17 protein-coding genes are annotated in these 15356 nt (G+C 71.6%); 7 read left to right on the forward strand and 10 right to left on the reverse strand.

Annotation, left to right across the window (positions count from 1 at the left end):
- Positions 1-10: 10 nt before the first annotated feature.
- Positions 11-265 carry a MoaD/ThiS family protein gene (locus tag ACK8N7_RS16640; RefSeq protein WP_403218002.1) on the reverse strand — a complete coding sequence of 85 codons (255 nt, stop codon included), beginning with the start codon at positions 263-265 and terminating at the stop codon, positions 11-13.
- A 67-nt stretch (positions 266-332) separates the two neighbouring features.
- The gene (locus ACK8N7_RS16645; protein ID WP_403218003.1) at positions 333-1253 is read right to left on the reverse strand and encodes an alpha/beta hydrolase; all 921 of its coding nucleotides are present in this window, start codon (positions 1251-1253) and stop codon (positions 333-335) included.
- 308 nt (positions 1254-1561) lie between these two features.
- Between ACK8N7_RS16645 and ACK8N7_RS16650 the strand changes: the two genes are divergently transcribed.
- The 6 genes from ACK8N7_RS16650 to ACK8N7_RS16675 all read left to right on the forward strand — a co-directional run bounded on the left by ACK8N7_RS16650 (position 1562) and on the right by ACK8N7_RS16675 (position 7637).
- Positions 1562-2368: a response regulator transcription factor gene (locus ACK8N7_RS16650; RefSeq protein WP_350681974.1), complete on the forward strand. Its 807-nt coding sequence runs from the start codon at positions 1562-1564 to the stop codon at positions 2366-2368.
- Positions 2369-2392: 24 nt separating this feature from the next.
- Complete coding sequence (locus ACK8N7_RS16655; protein ID WP_403218004.1) at positions 2393-3433, forward strand: LacI family DNA-binding transcriptional regulator; 1041 nt, start codon at positions 2393-2395, stop codon at positions 3431-3433.
- A 57-nt stretch (positions 3434-3490) separates the two neighbouring features.
- On the forward strand, positions 3491-4102 hold the full coding sequence (locus tag ACK8N7_RS16660; protein WP_403218005.1) for a hypothetical protein: 612 nt from the start codon (positions 3491-3493) through the stop codon (positions 4100-4102).
- A gap of 141 nt (positions 4103-4243) precedes the next feature.
- Positions 4244-5341 carry a S1C family serine protease gene (locus ACK8N7_RS16665; protein WP_500442993.1) on the forward strand — a complete coding sequence of 366 codons (1098 nt, stop codon included), beginning with the start codon at positions 4244-4246 and terminating at the stop codon, positions 5339-5341.
- A gap of 68 nt (positions 5342-5409) precedes the next feature.
- Positions 5410-6147 carry a response regulator transcription factor gene (locus ACK8N7_RS16670; protein WP_500442995.1) on the forward strand — a complete coding sequence of 246 codons (738 nt, stop codon included), beginning with the start codon at positions 5410-5412 and terminating at the stop codon, positions 6145-6147.
- A 5-nt stretch (positions 6148-6152) separates the two neighbouring features.
- Positions 6153-7637, forward strand: a complete 1485-nt coding sequence (locus tag ACK8N7_RS16675) for a HAMP domain-containing sensor histidine kinase (protein ID WP_500445763.1) — start codon at positions 6153-6155, stop codon at positions 7635-7637.
- 34 nt (positions 7638-7671) lie between these two features.
- Here the strand turns inward: ACK8N7_RS16675 and ACK8N7_RS16680 are convergent, their stop codons facing one another.
- The 4 genes from ACK8N7_RS16680 to ACK8N7_RS16695 form a co-directional block, all read right to left on the reverse strand.
- Positions 7672-8622 (reverse strand): endonuclease/exonuclease/phosphatase family protein, encoded by a 951-nt coding sequence (locus tag ACK8N7_RS16680; RefSeq protein WP_500442997.1) that lies wholly within the window; start codon positions 8620-8622, stop codon positions 7672-7674.
- A 59-nt stretch (positions 8623-8681) separates the two neighbouring features.
- On the reverse strand, positions 8682-9614 hold the full coding sequence (locus ACK8N7_RS16685) for a phosphatidylinositol-specific phospholipase C (RefSeq protein ID WP_500442999.1): 933 nt from the start codon (positions 9612-9614) through the stop codon (positions 8682-8684).
- An 82-nt stretch (positions 9615-9696) separates the two neighbouring features.
- Complete coding sequence (locus ACK8N7_RS16690; protein WP_500443001.1) at positions 9697-10107, reverse strand: RidA family protein; 411 nt, start codon at positions 10105-10107, stop codon at positions 9697-9699.
- A gap of 65 nt (positions 10108-10172) precedes the next feature.
- On the reverse strand, positions 10173-11303 hold the full coding sequence (locus tag ACK8N7_RS16695; RefSeq protein WP_403218010.1) for an alkene reductase: 1131 nt from the start codon (positions 11301-11303) through the stop codon (positions 10173-10175).
- Between the two features lie 121 nt (positions 11304-11424).
- Here ACK8N7_RS16695 and ACK8N7_RS16700 point away from each other — a divergent pair, with 121 nt between their 5' ends.
- A complete protein-coding gene (locus tag ACK8N7_RS16700) occupies positions 11425-11802 on the forward strand; it encodes a MerR family transcriptional regulator (RefSeq protein ID WP_403218011.1) in 378 nt (125 codons plus the stop codon).
- Between the two features lie 20 nt (positions 11803-11822).
- Here ACK8N7_RS16700 and ACK8N7_RS16705 read toward each other — a convergent pair whose 3' ends face one another.
- The 4 genes from ACK8N7_RS16705 to ACK8N7_RS16720 all read right to left on the reverse strand — a co-directional run bounded on the left by ACK8N7_RS16705 (position 11823) and on the right by ACK8N7_RS16720 (position 15295).
- Entirely contained in the window at positions 11823-12545 is a 723-nt protein-coding gene (locus ACK8N7_RS16705) for a MerR family transcriptional regulator (protein ID WP_403218012.1), read from the reverse strand.
- A gap of 103 nt (positions 12546-12648) precedes the next feature.
- Positions 12649-12990: a cupin domain-containing protein gene (locus tag ACK8N7_RS16710; protein WP_403218013.1), complete on the reverse strand. Its 342-nt coding sequence runs from the start codon at positions 12988-12990 to the stop codon at positions 12649-12651.
- Positions 12991-13060: 70 nt separating this feature from the next.
- Positions 13061-13996 (reverse strand): methyltransferase domain-containing protein, encoded by a 936-nt coding sequence (locus tag ACK8N7_RS16715; RefSeq protein WP_403218014.1) that lies wholly within the window; start codon positions 13994-13996, stop codon positions 13061-13063.
- Positions 13997-14299: 303 nt separating this feature from the next.
- Positions 14300-15295, reverse strand: a complete 996-nt coding sequence (locus ACK8N7_RS16720) for a GlxA family transcriptional regulator (protein ID WP_403218015.1) — start codon at positions 15293-15295, stop codon at positions 14300-14302.
- Positions 15296-15356 lie beyond the last annotated feature (61 nt).

Genomic DNA, 15356 nt, shown 5'->3' on the forward strand with positions numbered 1-15356 from the left:
GGCCTGCGGTTCACCCTCCTGCGAACGGCGGGAGCACCTCGACCGTGCCGCCCTCGGCAAGGCGTACGGTCTCATGCCCGCGGGTACCGACGGGGTTGCCGTCGATGAGGAACGAGCACCGCCGGAGCACCTGGCCCAGCTCTCCGGGGTGCCGGTCGCGCACCGCGTCGAGCGCCTCGGCGAGGGTCTCCGCCGCGTACGGCTCCTCCGCGGTGCCCGCGGCGGCCTTGGCCGCAGCCCAGTAGCGGATCGTCCCCGCTGCCATGGCGCCACTCCTTAGGTTCGGTGGGTCCGGTCGACTCACAGCTCGTGCGTCAGCTCTCCATGATGGGTCACGCGGACGGCGGGGCCGTCGCCCAGTCGGCGATCCGGGCGAGGAGGGCGTCGTCCGCCGCGTTCTCCGCGTGCCCCATCCCCCGCTCCAGCCACAGCTCAGCCCCGCCCTCGCCCGCCGCCCGGGCCAGCATCCGCGGGTGGTCCAGCGGGAAGTACGGGTCCCGGTCGCCGTGCACGAGCAGCAGCGGGGCCGGGGCGATGAGCGGAACCGCCTCGACCGGGGAGAGCGGGACCGGGTCCCATTCGTCGGTGGCGATCCGGGTACGGAATCCGTACCGCCCGACGAACCGGCCAGAGGGGCGGGTGACCACCCAGTGCAGGCGGCGCATCGGGGCCGTACCCCGGTAGTACCAGCGGGCGGGAGAGCTCACCGCCACCACCGCGTCCGAGTGCGCCCCCAAGTGCTCCCCCATGCGCCGTTCGCGCACCGGTACACGAACGGCCGCACCCCGTGCCTCGGATTCTTCCGTATACAGAGCGCCGTGCCGCAGCACCACGGAACCGCCCATGGAGAACCCGACCGTAACGACCCGGACGTGCCCCAGGGTCCGCGCCCAGGCCACCGCGGCGGCCAGATCCAGCACCTCGCGGTCGCCCACCGTGGAGCGCCCGCCGGACCGTCCGTGCCCCCGGAAGGAGAACGTGATGACGGCCGCACGCTGGGAGAACACCCGCGCGGCACGTCGTACGGCGGGCCGGTCGACCGAGCCGGTGAACCCGTGCGCCACCACGATCACGGGGGTGTCCGCCACCGCGTCCCCCGGACCGCTCCCCCGGGCCCCGAAACCTGCCGTACACGGCTCGTACACCGCCTCGACCGGAACCCCGTCATCGGTCAGCAATGTGGCGTACCGGCGGTAAGGCGTGAGCAAGGGAACAGAAGAACTCAGGAATGGACCCTCGGACACAGAACTCATGTGGGCTATTCTGCTGTGAAGAGGATCCGGGCAATGCAGCCCCCGGGTCCTTTTGTGCTTCCCGGGCGTTGTTACGGAGACGTTTCAACAAGCTCAGCGGTCCCAGGGCGCGGGACCGCACCGTAAAACCTGTATGACGAACGCCGCAGCGTGATCGCGGGGAATCGCCGTACAGCCGTACGAAGCAGTGCCGCATACTCCCCCGGGTCCGACCCGGGAGTGCCCCTCTCGCAGGGAACGAGGAGGACCGACGTAATGGGCGAGCGAACCGTGCAAAACGATCGACCGAACCAGGCAGGTGGGCGGCGATGAGTTCACTGCTGCTGTTGACGAACGCACTCCAGCCGTCGACGGAGGTGCTTCCCGCCCTCGGCCTCCTGCTGCACAGCGTGCGGGTGGCCCCCGCCGAGGGCCCGGCCCTGGTGGACACCCCGGGCGCCGATGTGATCCTCATCGACGGGCGCCGCGACCTGCCTCAGGTCCGGTCGCTCTGTCAGCTGCTGCGGTCCACCGGACCGGGCTGTCCGCTGATCCTCGTCGTCACCGAGGGCGGCCTCGCGGCCGTCACCGCCGACTGGGGCATCGACGACGTCCTGCTGGACACCGCGGGGCCCGCCGAGGTCGAGGCCCGGCTGCGGCTGGCCACCGGCCGGCAGCAGATCACCTCCGACGACTCCCCGATGGAGATCCGCAACGGCGATCTCTCCGTCGACGAGGCCACGTACAGCGCGAAACTCAAGGGCCGGGTCCTGGACCTGACCTTCAAGGAATTCGAACTGCTGAAATACCTGGCCCAGCACCCGGGCCGGGTGTTCACCCGCGCCCAGCTCCTCCAGGAGGTCTGGGGCTACGACTACTTCGGCGGTACGCGGACGGTCGACGTCCACGTCCGGCGGCTGCGCGCCAAGCTCGGCCCCGAGCACGAGTCACTGATCGGGACCGTCCGTAACGTCGGCTACCGCTTCGTCACCCCCGAGAAGGTGGAGCGCGCCGCCGAGGAGGCGAAGGAGCGGCAGGCCGCCCAGCAGAAGGCCGCCGAGCCCGTCGCCCGTTCGGAGCAGTCGTCTTCGGCCACGGCGGCGGAAGAAGCCCCGGTAGAGGCTGCCAAGAGGTAGTTCCATCCGCGTAGACTGCCGCGCGTGGCCAAGGTGACGCGGGACGATGTGGCGAGACTGGCGGGGACGTCGACCGCGGTCGTCAGTTACGTCATCAACAACGGACCCAGGCCGGTCGCCCCGGCCACGCGCGAGCGGGTGCTCGCCGCGATCAAGCAGCTGGGCTACCGGCCCGACCGGGTCGCCCAGGCCATGGCCTCGCGGCGGACCGACCTCATAGGAATGATCGTCCCGGACGCCCGGCAGCCCTTCTTCGCGGAGATGGCGCACGCGGTCGAACAGGCCGCGGCCGAGCGCGGGAAAATGGTGCTCGTCGGCAACTCCGACTACCGCGACGAGCGTGAGGTCCACTATCTGCGCGCCTTCCTCGGCATGCGCGTCTCCGGGCTGATCCTGGTCAGCCAGGGCCCCAGCGAGCGGGCGGCGGCGGAGATAGAGGCGTGGGACGCCCGGGTGGTGCTGCTGCACGAGCGCCCCGAGGCGATCGACGACGTCGCGGTCGTCACGGACGACGTCGGCGGCGCCCAGCTCGCCACCCGCCACCTGCTGGAGCACGGCAACGCGTACGTGGCCTGCCTCGGCGGTACGGAGGAGACCCCGGCCGTCGGTGACCCGGTCGCCGACCACGTCGAGGGCTGGCGCCGGGCGATGCACGAGTCCGGCCGCTCGACGGAGGGCCGGCTCTTCCAGGCCCCGTACAACCGGTACGACGCCTATCAGGTGGCGCTCGGGCTGCTCGCCGGCCCGGACCGCCCGCCGGCGATCTTCTGCGCCACCGACGACCAGGCCATCGGGGTGCTGCGGGCGGCGCGCGAGCTGCGCATCGACGTGCCCGGTGAGCTGGCGGTCGCGGGCTTCGACGACGTGAAGGAGGCCGGGCTCACGGATCCGCCGCTGACCACGGTCTTCTCCGACCGTCCGGCGATGGCGCGGGCCGCCGTGGACCTGGTGCTCGACGACTCGCTCCGGGTCGTCGGCTCGCGGCGGGAGCGGCTGAAGCAGTTCCCCTCGGCGCTGGTGATCCGGCGCTCGTGCGGCTGCGGGGAGCCGAACGCGTCGGCGTGACCGCCTGTTCGCCTGCCGCCGCAGGGGGTGTCGGAGGCCCGTCCTAGACTCCCGCGCATGGCACAGACCCTGATGATCTACGACGGCACGACGGGCGAGACCGCCACCGGGCTGCGCACCGGCGGGATACCGCTCGTCCCCGTCGGCTTCACCTGGCCCCGGTGCGCCACCTGTGACGGCGCGCTGCAGTTCCTGGCCCAGCTGCCGGTGGAGCACGGGACCGTCGCCGTCTTCATCTGTGCGAACGATCCCGGCCAGTGCGAGGAGTGGGACCCCTTCGACGGCGGGAACCGGGCCTACCTCTTCCCGTCCGGGATATCCGGCGGGCTCGTCCCTGCGACGGTCCCCGCCGAGGGGGAGACCCGGCTGGGTGCGGTGTCGGCGGTCAAGACCGTGACCGTCGAGGAGGACACCTACGACGACGCCCGTTCCGCGTACGCGGAGCTCTGCGGCCGGGGGCGCGCGGTGCTGGGCTCCCTGGGCGGCGAGCCCGACTGGTACTACGCGGACCGGGCGCCGGACTGCCCGGAGTGCGAGAAGCCGATGGCGTTCGTGGCGCACCTGGAGGAGGGCAACGACACGGCCACGGCCGCGAACTACGGGGGCGGTCTCGGGTACGTCCTGACGTGCGCGCCCTGCACGTGGGCCGTGTTCCTCACCCAGAGCTGACCCGGGCGCCGTGAGCTGATCCGGGCGCCTGAACCGAGAGCCGATCCGGGCGCCGGCAGCCGTCCTTACAGCGGGCATACGCGGTTCTTCCGGGCTTCTCAGGACGTACTCAGGCTGCTCTCATCTTGGCTCGCGAGGCTGATGCACATGACGGAGAGCCCCCGCCCGAGCGGCGCGTACACGACGGATCAGGACCAGAACCCCACCCCGTACCCGTACGACACGGCGTACAGCACCGCGTACGACGGCTACCCGCCGCCCCCTCCGTACGCCCCCGACCCCTCCTCGTACTCCTCCGAGCCCCCCGCCCCCGGGCACCGCGACCGCCGGGCGAAGCGGCCGGTGGCGCTGCTGGCGGCGGTCGCCCTCGCCGCGGCCGTGATCGGCGGCGGTACGGCCACGCTGGTCGGGCAGCTCACCGACGGCGGGGCGAGCGCCACCGGCTCCACCGGCGTGGTCCAGGGCACCACCGTCTCGCAGAGCAGCAAGGGCACCGTCTCCGGCGTCGCCGAGGCGGTCTCCCCCGCCATCGTCGAGATCGGCGCGGCCTCCTCGGCGGGCAAGTCCACCGGGTCCGGGGTGGTGATCACCGAGGACGGCGAGATCGTCACCAACAACCACGTGATCTCGGGCGCCCAGCAGATCGAGGTCACGCTCTCCACCGGCAAGACCTACACCGCCGACGTCGTGGGCACCGACCCCGACAAGGACCTCGCGCTCATCAAGCTGCGTGGCGCGAGCGGCCTGAAGACGGCCGCGCTCGGCGACTCCTCGCAGGTCAAGGTGGGCGACCAGGTCGTGGCGATCGGCTCGCCCGAGGGCCTGACCGGCACCGTCACCAGCGGCATCATCTCGGCGCTCGACCGGGACGTCACGGTCGCCAAGGACGACTCCGGCAGCTCCGGCCAGGACCAGGGACAAGGTCAGGGACAGGGGCAGGGCGGCGGTCAGCAGTGGCCGTTCGAGTTCGGGGGGCAGCAGTTCAACGGCGACACGGGCGAGAAGACGACCACGTACAAGGCGCTCCAGACCGACGCCTCGCTCAACCCCGGCAACTCCGGCGGCGCGCTGATCAACATGGACGGGGAGATCGTCGGCATCAACTCCGCGATGTACGCGCCCAGTTCCTCGGCGGCGGGCAGCGGCTCGTCGGCGGGCAGCGTGGGTCTCGGCTTCGCGATCCCGGTGAACACGCTCAAGGCCGACCTGGACACCCTGCGCGCGGGCGACGGGTCCTGACCGTGCGAGGCTGAGACACTCCCGCAGAGCGGGCGGACCGGGTCGACACGAGAAGAGGACCAGCAGCGATGAGCCCCGCCGAAGACGATCCCCAGCGCATCCTGATCGTCGACGACGAACCGGCCGTACGGGAGGCGCTGCAGCGCAGCCTCGCCTTCGAGGGGTACGGCACCCGGGTCGCGGTCGACGGGTACGACGCCCTGGCGATGGCCGAGGCGTACGCCCCCGACCTCATCGTCCTGGACATCCAGATGCCCCGCATGGACGGCCTCACCGCCGCCCGCCGCATCCGGGCCACCGGCTCCACCACGCCCATCCTCATGCTCACCGCCCGCGACACCGTCGGGGACCGGGTCACCGGCCTCGACGCGGGCGCGGACGACTACCTGGTCAAGCCGTTCGAGCTGGACGAGCTGTTCGCCCGCATCCGGGCCCTGCTGCGCCGCAGCTCGTACGCGGCGTCGGCGGCGGGCGCGGAGGCCCCCGACGACGACGTCCTCTCCTTCGCCGATCTGCGGATGGACCTGGCCACCCGCGAGGTCACCCGGGGCGATCGCCGGGTCGAGCTGACCCGTACCGAGTTCACGCTCCTGGAGATGTTCCTGGCCCACCCGCGCCAGGTGCTGACCCGGGAACAGATCCTCAAGGCGGTCTGGGGCTTTGACTTCGAGCCGAGCTCCAACTCCCTGGACGTGTACGTGATGTACCTGCGCCGCAAGACGGAGGCGGGCGGCGAGCCGCGCCTGGTCCACACCATGCGCGGGGTCGGCTACGCGCTCCGCACGGGCGGGAGCGGCGAGGCGTGAGCAGGCTGGAACCCACCGGCGCGGACGGCACGGAACCGTCCGCGGACGAGGCGACTCCCGCCAGGAAAGGGCTGGTACGCCGCTTCCGGGCGCTGCCGCTGCGGTCCCGGCTCGCGATCCTCGTGGCCACGGCGGTCGCGGTGGCGGTCGCGGCGGTGGCGGTGGCGTGCTGGTTCGTGACCCGGGCCCAGCTGGAGGACCAGCTCGACGACTCGCTGCGCAACGCGAAGATGGACAACGAGCCGATGCGCGATCTGCTGACCTCGTGCCTGAGCGGCGGGCAGCTGCCGGCCCAGGAGTTCCCCGGCCAGTACACCGTGCAGATCGTCGCGGCCAACGGCAGCTACTGCACGGCCCCGAACACCACCCCCGTACCCGCCCAGCCGAAGGACGTCGCCGTGGCGGCCGGCCGGGAGACCGACGCCCTGCACACGACGGAGAACGACGACGGCCAGGACATGCGGGTCTACACCCGCAAGCTGCCGCCGGTGGTCGGCTCCGGCCAGGCCAACAACCAGCTCGCCGTCTCGGTGGCCCGCCCGCTCAGCGAGATCGACGCACCGCTCTCCACCCTCGCCTGGGTGCTCGCCCTCGTCGGCGGCATCGGCGTGGTCGGCGCGGGCGCGGCCGGGCTCTGGGTGGCGAGGGCGGGCCTGCGCCCGGTGGACGAGCTGACCGAGGCCGTCGAACACGTGGCGCGCACGGAGGACCTGACCGTACGGATCCCGGTCGACGGCGAGGACGAGATCGCCCGCCTGTCCCACTCCTTCAACTCCATGGCGGCCCAGCTCGCCTCCTCCCGCGACCGCCAGGCCCAGCTGATCGCGGACGCGGGCCATGAGCTGCGCACCCCGCTCACCTCGCTCCGGACGAACGTGGAGCTGCTGGCCCGCAGCGACGAGACCGGCCGGGTGATCCCGCCGGACGACCGCAAGGCGCTGATGGCCTCGGTCAAGGCCCAGATGACGGAGCTGGCCGCCCTCATCGGCGACCTCCAGGAACTGGCCCGCCCCGACGCCGCCCAGCCCGGTCCGCTCCAGGTGGTGGGCATGCACGACATCACCCGTACCGCCCTGCAACGCGCCCGCCTCCGCGGCCCCGAGCTGACGATCACGGCCGACCTGGCCCCCTGGTACGTACGGGCCGAACCGGCCGCCCTGGAGCGGGCGATCGTCAACATCCTGGACAACGCGGTGAAGTTCAGCCCGCCCCGCGCCACGATCGACGTCCACCTGTACCGGGGCGAACTCTCGGTCCGGGACCGGGGCCCCGGCATCCCCGCCGAGGAACTCCCGCACGTCTTCGAACGCTTCTGGCGCTCCCCCTCGGCCCGCCAGCTCCCCGGCTCGGGCCTGGGCCTGTCCATCGTGGCCCGCACGATCCAGCAGGCGGGCGGCGAGATCACCCTCCGCCCGGCCCCGGACACCGGCCCCGGCACGGTCGCGACGATCAGGCTGCCGGGGGCGCCTACGCCGCCGCCGGGGATGTGAACACCCCCGGCGGCCGCGCAGCGACTCCGGTGCCTCAGCCGACGGCCACGCTCTCGATCATCACGTGGTGGTCCGAGTAGACCGTGTCGGCGACGGCACACCAGCGCCGGGTCTCGCTGCTGAAGACGTAGTCGATCTTCACCCCGGAACCGTGCGTCGGGCGGCCGGTGCGGGACGTCCCCGTCCGGTCGCACTCCTGGTACCCGTCGGTGCCCGGGCCCTGCGAGTAGAGGCCCTGCGGCCAAACCCAGGCGTGGTCGTTGTTCGGCACGTCCGGCGACCGGGCGTTGAAGTCACCGCCGAAGACCGTACGGGGGAACTGGTCCACGACCGCCTTGATCTCCGCGAACTGGTCGTCCCGGTAGTCCCAGGTGGGATGTTCCGGGTTGATGCCCAGCCAGGAGGCGTGGACGTTGCAGAGCCGGACGTTGTCCCGGTAGGGGGCCGTCGCGCAGTGGAACGGCGCCTGGAGCCCCGTCCACGGCTGGGTGGTCGGGTAGGTGCGGGCGTCCTGGATCCCGCCCTTGACGATGATCGCGGTTCCCGCCCGCTCGGGCTTCCCCTCCACACACGGGCTGTCGTGCTTCGCACCGGCCTGCGACCAGCGGTACGGGTGGAACGCATTGCCCCACCCGGGGCCCAGCTCGGTCATCAGGGTGGCGAGGGTGTTCTCGCAGACCTCCTGGAGGAGGACGGCGTGCACCCAGGTGTTGTCGACGTGCATCTTGGCCACGCCCGCCTTCTGGGCGCTCGTGCCGGTGTCCGTACAGCCCCAGCGCGGAACGTCGCACATGTTCCACGACATGACCTGGAGGTTCTTCGGCTCCGCCACGACCGGCGCGACCGCCTGCGCCGCCTGGGCCACTTGGCCCGCTCGGCCCGACGCGGCCGCCTGGGCCGACGGCACGGCGGCCGCGCCGACGAGGAGCAGCACCAGCACGCCCAGCGCGACGGCGGGTCTCCTCAGTGTTCCGAACAGGCTCATGGCATCCCCACCCCTTAGGAAATGATCATGGAAGGGGTGAGCCTACGTTCCGGCCGCCGTCACCCCACCGGGTTGTGCCGGATCAGCGACTCCACCAGCCCGCCCCGCTGGTTCGGGTAGTCCAGCGGGACGATGCCGAGCCCCGTCCACCCGGCGGTCTCGGACCGCTCCAGGAACGAGTGCACCTGCGGGTTGAGCCGGTCGGCGTTCCAGCGGGGCGGCATCAGGGCGGCGGTGGAGACGTAGTTCATGAAGAACTTGCCCGGCTGCTGGGCGGCCTTACGGAACTGGGCCTCGATCTTCGGGTACTTGGCGAACGGCTCCGCCATGTAGTCGTCCTGGATGTCGAAGACGGCCGGATCGCCGTACCGCACCCCGGGCAGCCCGCCGTTGTCGGCCAGCAGCACCACCTTGCCCCGCGCCCCGCCGAGCGTGGGCAGCGTGGAGTCGAGCCGGAAGAGCGACCGCCACCCCCGCGCGTCGAGGTAGTCGTCGAAGACCGCCCGGAACGAGGCGTCGCTCTCGGACGAGTACTCCTGCTTCACCCGCATCAGCACGGTCTCGCTCGGCCGCGCGGCCAGGAAGTTCCAGCAGGCCACGAGGACATCGCCGAACATCATGTTCTGGAACGCGGCCCCGTGATGGATCGCGAACGACCCCCCGGTGATCCGGCACCGCACGTCGAGGAAGCGGATCCCGCTCTCCAGCTGCTGCGCGATCGTGGTGTTCTGGCACTCCGACCACGGCCCGCCGAACCGCGCGCCCGAGTCGTGCGTACCCGGGATCGTCAGCCGCTGGAGCGCGGTGGCGTCGGGCAGGCCGCCCATCCAGTCCTGCGTCCCCCGGACCGCCCGCTCCCGGGTGGCCGCGACGGCGGGCGCGGCCCCGACGACGGCGGTGGCGGAGACGGCGAGGGCGCCGGCCAGGAAGGCTCTGCGCGAACTCAAGTGGCGAGACCGCGCAGGTGACTTGGGGACAGGGGTGCTGGACATGGAAGCGCCTCCGAGGGCCGTGGGGGGGCAGGCCCTTGGATTCTGACGGGTGCACGTCACAGCGGGAAGAGGGCCGGGCCCCTCAGTCCGGCAGCGCCGCCGTGAGGTCCACCTCCACGAGCTGCCCGGGATAGCCCAGCTGCGCGACACCCAGCAGCGTGCTCGCGGTGGTGAACGCCGGCCCGAGAGCCGAGGAGTTGAGCCGGGCCCACACCGACGCGAGAGTCGGCCCGTCGTCGCTCTTCACGTAGATCACCGACCGCACCACGTGGTGCGGCCCGGCGTTCACCGCCGCCAGAGCGACGAGCGCGTTGGCGGCGACCTGGTCCGCCTGTTCCAGGTGGGAGCCGGGCCCGACGATGTCACCGTCCGGGCCGATCGGGCACTGCCCCGCCAGATGGGCCGTGCGGCCGGCCTCCACCACGGTGATGTGGTGGTATCCGGGCGTATCGTGCAGCTGATCGGGGTTGATGCGAGTGATCTTCTCCGTCATGCCCACGAGTCTGGCAAGCGCGCTCCCGGGACGCACCGCCTTTTCCCCCGTCTCTCCGGCCGGGCTCAGCCCGCGTGCTGGTACGCCGGATACGTGACGTACCCCGTGTCACCCCCCTGGAAGTACGTCGCGGCGTCCTCCGCGGCGAGCGGCAGCCCGGCGCGCAGCCGTTCGACCAGGTCGGGGTTGGCGATGAAGGCCCGGCCGAAGCTGATGAGGTCCGCACCCAGCCCGAGCCAGCGGTCCGCGTCCGGACGCTCGGCGCGCCGGTCCCCCATCGGCAGCACCGGGTTCATGACCAGGGTCCCGGGCCACGCACGGCGCAGAGCCACCAGCGTGTCGTCTTCGACGGTCGCCTCCAGGTGCACGTACGCGGGCTCCAGCCGCGCCAGCTCCCCCAGCAGTACGGCGTAGAGCTCGGGTACGTCCTTCTCCTCGACGCCCCAGAACGTCCCGCCCGGCGAGAGCCGGATGCCGGTCCGCGCCGCGCCCACGGCGTCGATGGTCGCCTCCACCGCCTCGACCGCGAACCGTACGCGGTTGGCGACGGTCCCGCCGTAACGGTCCGTCCGCAGGTTGGCGTTGGAGGAGAGGAACTGGGAGATCAAGTAGCCGTTTGCGCCGTGCAGTTCGACCCCGTCGAACCCGGCATCGACGGCCCGGCGGGCAGCCGACGCGTACGACCGCGCGTGCTCGGGGACCTCGGCGGTGTCCAGGGCGCGGGGCATCGGCGCGGTCTGGGGCCCGGTCGGGGTGAACACCTCACCGACGGCCGGTAGGGCGGACGGCCCGACCGGCACCATCCCGGTCGTGTCGGGGTGCGAGACCCGCCCCCCGTGCATGATCTGCGCGAAGATCCGGCCCCCGTTCGCGTGCACGGCTGCGGTGACCGGCCGCCACGAGGCGACCTGCTCATCGGTGTACAGCCCCGGCGTGCCCGGGTTCGACTGCCCGATCAGGCTCGGCTGCACCCCCTCGGACACGATGAGCCCGGCGGTCGCCCGCTGGGCGTAGTACGTCGCCATCGACGGCGTCGCCAGGCCCTCGGCGGCCGCCCGGACGCGGGTCATGGGGGCCATCACGACCCGGTTGGGGAGGGTGAGGTCACCGAGCCGGTAGCCGGTGAACAGGGTGTCGGCGTGGGCCTCGGCGTGGGCCTCGGAGTGGGTGCCGGGGTTGGTGTCGATCAGGGTCATGCCGTCCGTCCTCCTCGTGACGCGGTACCCGCGAGCCGGGCACTGCGGCTACGCTAAAACCTGACATCAATGTCAGAGGCAAGCCCGAAGAGGACCAAGACGAGAAGGACGGACGGACGGCATGCGCATCGGGGAACTCGCGAAGGCGGCCGGCGTCAGCGTCCGGTCCCTGCGCTACTACGAGGAGCAGGGCCTGCTCACCAGTACGCGCAGCCCCAGCGGACAGCGGCATTTCCGGGACGCCGACATCGACCGTGTCGGCTTCGTCCAGCGGCTCTACGCGGCAGGTCTGTCCAGCCGCACCATCACGGAACTGCTGCCCTGCGTGGACGCTCCGAGCGAGACGACGTCCGACGCCGCCATGGAACGGATGGAGCAGGAGCGGGAACGGCTCTCCGCCCACATCGAGGAGCTGGTCCGCACCCGTGACGCCCTGGACGTGCTGATGGCGACGAACCGGGCACACCGCAAGACGCTGCGGCGGGCCACGGCGGCCTGACCGGCCCCCTCGCCTGGGGCTCAGCCCAGCCTGGAGGTGGCGTAGGCCACTATGGCGTCACGCTGGTACGCGGCCAGGCCCGGCGCGATGGCCCCGTACGCACCGCGCCACTGCTCGTTGTCCACGCAGGAGCGCCCGATCGCGCGGAACTCGTCGGCGGAGACGGGGCTCAGTTCCGTCAGGGCCCGGTACTGTCCGTCGATCTCCGCGAGTACGGCACCGGCTCCCGCGTCCGTCCCGGCGGCCATCAGCTCGGCCGGCCGGATCATGAGCGCGGTACGTTCGCGCTGCCCGGCCTCCGCCTCGGCGAGCGCGGGGAAGTCCCGCAGGTTCTCCTCGTACTGGGAGGGCTGGACGCCCTCGAACAGGTTCTCCGGTCGGTTGACCGCGGTCATTTCTCTGCCGTCCTTCCTGGACTGCTCCAGTTCGGCGATCGTGCGGGAGACGGTTCCGGCCAGGGCATCGAGCCGGTCCCGCTCGGCGACCAGTCGCCGGTGGTGCCCGCGCAGGGCCTCCACCTCGTCGACCCGCTCGGACAGGATCCGGCCGATCTCGGGAAGCCCGACGCCCAACGCCCGGAGGACCAGAATCTGTTGCAGCAACAGAAGCTGGCGCTCCTCGTAACGGCGGTGACCGTTGGCCCCGATCCGGGCGGGCGGCAACAGACCGGTCTCGTCGTAGTGCCGCAGGGTCCGGGCGGTCACACCCGACATCCGGGCGACTTCCGCGATCGGCCGGTCCATGACCGCTCCCCTCTCCCTCACGAACGCTTGACCAGGACCGGCCCGTCCCGGCCCTGGTCACGACGGTAGGAGCTGCCGCAGCGGCAACCGCAAGCCCGACGGCTCAGGCGTTCATCATCGAGATGCCGAGCATCCGGGCCCCGGTCTCCGTGCGCGGCCGGTGCTCGCTCCCCGGCGCGAACACCACGTACGACCCCGGGCCGTGCCGCTCACCGCCGTCGATCACCTCACCGCTGATGACGAAGTACCGCTCCTCGGTGGGGTGTTCGTCGACCTCGGGCCACTCCGTACCGGCGGCGAAGTCGATCAGCCAGCCTCGGGCGTAGTCGGTGGCGGGCAGCTTGCGGCGCAGGATGCCGGGGGCCACCTCGTGCGGTTCCACGTCCTCGACATGGATGACGGTCTTGAGGGTGTTCTCCGTGCCGGTCGGTGTCTCGTTGCTCATGGCCCCACCCTGTCGCGGAAGGGGTGTCCGGGCGAGCCTCACACGCGGCACGGGCCCGGGATGTCCACGGTCAACGGCCGTGCCGGCAGAGCGCGCACACGCCGCACGGCATGTCCTCCGCCGACAGCTCCGCCGCCAAGGCCTCCGGATCGGCGGGCAGCACGAGGTGCGGGCGGACGGCCCACTCGCTCCACCCGTCCCCGTGCCGCAACGAGAACCCGCAGGTACGCCCTCCGTACAGGGCCCCGAGAGCACGAACCCGGCCCGCCCCTTCGGCCCATCCCAACGCCGGGCGCTGCCCCTCCGGTAACTCGGCGAGCAGGCCCCGCGCCTCGTCCCGGATCCGCTGGATCGCCAGTTCGGGGCGTGGGGTGCGGTCCCGCATGAAGGCCGGGTAGCCGGTGAACCTCCCCTCCGCACGGCCGTCCCTGACGTCGAGGACCGCGAAGGAGTAGGGGAAGAAGGACCCGCCCCAGGGGGCGACGATCCGGCCTTGCGGGGCCGCCACCTGCTCCACCCAGGCGTAGGGGATCGCCGTGACCGCGTAGGTGGCGATGACGCGCTGGTAGGGGGCACCGGCCGGCCGGCCGTGTTCCCCGTCGCCCTGGACGATGCACGGGGAAAGGCCCGCTGCCGGGGTGTTCTTGACCGCCTGCTCGGCGAGCACCGGGTCGATCTCGACGGAGACGACACGGTGGGAACCTACGCGGTGGGCGAGCCACGCCGCGTTGAGGCCGGTGCCGGAACCCAGTTCGAGGAGCCGGTCGGTGGCCTGCACGCCGAGCAGCGACAGCATCTCCAGCATGACGGACGGCTGCGAGCTGGACGACGTCGGCAAACGGTACTCTTCCGGTCCCGTCGGGCGGCCGTCGTGGACCTGGGTGGTCACCGATACGTCGGTGTGGGCCACCTCCAGCCACCGCGTCGGGGAGGTGGCGCGAGAGACGAACTCGTCCCCGACCTCGACCTCGTCGGGCAGGAACAGCTCCCGTGGCACGGAAGCCACAGCGTCTCCCCACGGGCCGAGGGGAATTCCCTTCTCCCGGAGGATCTCCAGCAGGCCTGCGGGCGAGCTCACAGCCCGGTCACTTCTTCCTCGGCGGATTACTCACCGGTCCGCTGCACTGACCGTCCGACTCCTTCGGTGACTACTTCGTGTCACCCTCGGAGCCGCCCTTGCCGTCGCCGTGCTGCCCCATCGCATCTCTCCTCGCGCCTCACACCAGCGGGAAGGTCACGCTGAGCATTCTCATCGCGCCGGAAAGTGACTGACAGGTGGAGCTGAGCCATCCTTACGTAGAGCGCCCTGTCAGCCCGCGTACGACGTCCTGAACCGGCGCCGGTACTCCGTCGGCGTCGTGTCCAGCCGCCGCCGGAACGCCCGTACCAGCGTGTCCGTCGTACCGAACCCGCAGGCGGACGCAATGCGTTCCAGCGTGGCATCGGTGGACTCCAGCTCGTTACGGGCCTTCTCGACCCGGACGGACTCGATGTAGGCGTACGGGGTCATGCCGAGCTCGCTCTTGAAGATTCGCGTGAGGTGGCGGTCGCTGACGTGGGCGAACTCCGCCAGGTCCATCACCGTCAGCGGCTCGCCGAGGTGGCGCATGATGTGGTGCCGCAGGTCCTCGATGCGGCGGGTCGTCGCGACCTGCTCCAGGGGAACACTGAACTGGCTCTGCCCGCTCGGCCTCTTCACGTACATCACCAACTGCCGTGCGACGCGCAGCGCGACGGCCTCGCCGAGGTCGTCGGCGATCAGGGCGAGTGACAGGTCCAGGCAGGCGCTGATGCCCGCCCCCGTCCACACATCGCCCTCGCGGATGAAGATCGGGTCGGCGTCGACCTCCACCGCCGGGTGCTCGGCGGCCAGTTGGCGGGCGGTGGACCAGTGGGTGGTGGCACGCTTGCCGTCCAGGAGGCCTGCGGCGGCCAGGAGATGCGCCCCGACGCATACGGAGGTGACCCGCCGGGCCCGCGCGGCGAGGGTCTTCACCCAGCGGACCAGCTCCGGGTCGACCACGGCCCGAACCCGGCGTTCGCTGTCGACCTCGACCGAGCCGGGCACGATCAGGGTGTCGATGCTCCGCCCGGCCGCTTCGCGGAACGTGATGTCCGGGAGGATGCGGACCCCGGCTCCGGTGGTGACGGGCTCCAGGCTCTCGGCGGCGAGAGCGACCTCGTAATCCGCCGCGTCGTCCGTCTCGCGCCGGGCGAGCGAGAAGACCTCGGGCGGGCCGGTGACGTCGAGCAGATCGACGCCGTCGAAGAGGACGATGACGACGAGTCGTCGGACCTTGCCCACTGCCGGCTCCTCCGGTCGCCACACCCATGTCGGTATCTGCAGGTTATCCGTCATTGCCGAC

Source organism: Streptomyces griseobrunneus (assembly GCF_046713465.1).
Lineage (GTDB): Bacteria > Actinomycetota > Actinomycetes > Streptomycetales > Streptomycetaceae > Streptomyces > Streptomyces microflavus.

What these genes read in the sequence shown, in the direction of transcription:
- ACK8N7_RS16705 (WP_403218012.1), bottom strand. Translation starts at nt 12,545, where the DNA reads ATGGACCGGCCGATCGCGGAAGTCGCCCGGATGTCGGGTGTGACCGCC.
- ACK8N7_RS16685 (WP_500442999.1), bottom strand. Translation starts at nt 9,614, where the DNA reads ATGTCCAGCACCCCTGTCCCCAAGTCACCTGCGCGGTCTCGCCACTTG.
- ACK8N7_RS16645 (WP_403218003.1), bottom strand. Translation starts at nt 1,253, where the DNA reads ATGAGTTCTGTGTCCGAGGGTCCATTCCTGAGTTCTTCTGTTCCCTTG.
- ACK8N7_RS16695 (WP_403218010.1), bottom strand. Translation starts at nt 11,303, where the DNA reads ATGACCCTGATCGACACCAACCCCGGCACCCACTCCGAGGCCCACGCC.
- ACK8N7_RS16640 (WP_403218002.1), bottom strand. Translation starts at nt 265, where the DNA reads ATGGCAGCGGGGACGATCCGCTACTGGGCTGCGGCCAAGGCCGCCGCG.
- ACK8N7_RS16660 (WP_403218005.1), top strand. Translation starts at nt 3,491, where the DNA reads ATGGCACAGACCCTGATGATCTACGACGGCACGACGGGCGAGACCGCC.
- ACK8N7_RS16670 (WP_500442995.1), top strand. Translation starts at nt 5,410, where the DNA reads ATGAGCCCCGCCGAAGACGATCCCCAGCGCATCCTGATCGTCGACGAC.
- ACK8N7_RS16710 (WP_403218013.1), bottom strand. Translation starts at nt 12,990, where the DNA reads ATGAGCAACGAGACACCGACCGGCACGGAGAACACCCTCAAGACCGTC.
- ACK8N7_RS16680 (WP_500442997.1), bottom strand. Translation starts at nt 8,622, where the DNA reads ATGAGCCTGTTCGGAACACTGAGGAGACCCGCCGTCGCGCTGGGCGTG.
- ACK8N7_RS16690 (WP_500443001.1), bottom strand. Translation starts at nt 10,107, where the DNA reads ATGACGGAGAAGATCACTCGCATCAACCCCGATCAGCTGCACGATACG.
- ACK8N7_RS16700 (WP_403218011.1), top strand. Translation starts at nt 11,425, where the DNA reads ATGCGCATCGGGGAACTCGCGAAGGCGGCCGGCGTCAGCGTCCGGTCC.
- ACK8N7_RS16650 (WP_350681974.1), top strand. Translation starts at nt 1,562, where the DNA reads ATGAGTTCACTGCTGCTGTTGACGAACGCACTCCAGCCGTCGACGGAG.
- ACK8N7_RS16665 (WP_500442993.1), top strand. Translation starts at nt 4,244, where the DNA reads ATGCACATGACGGAGAGCCCCCGCCCGAGCGGCGCGTACACGACGGAT.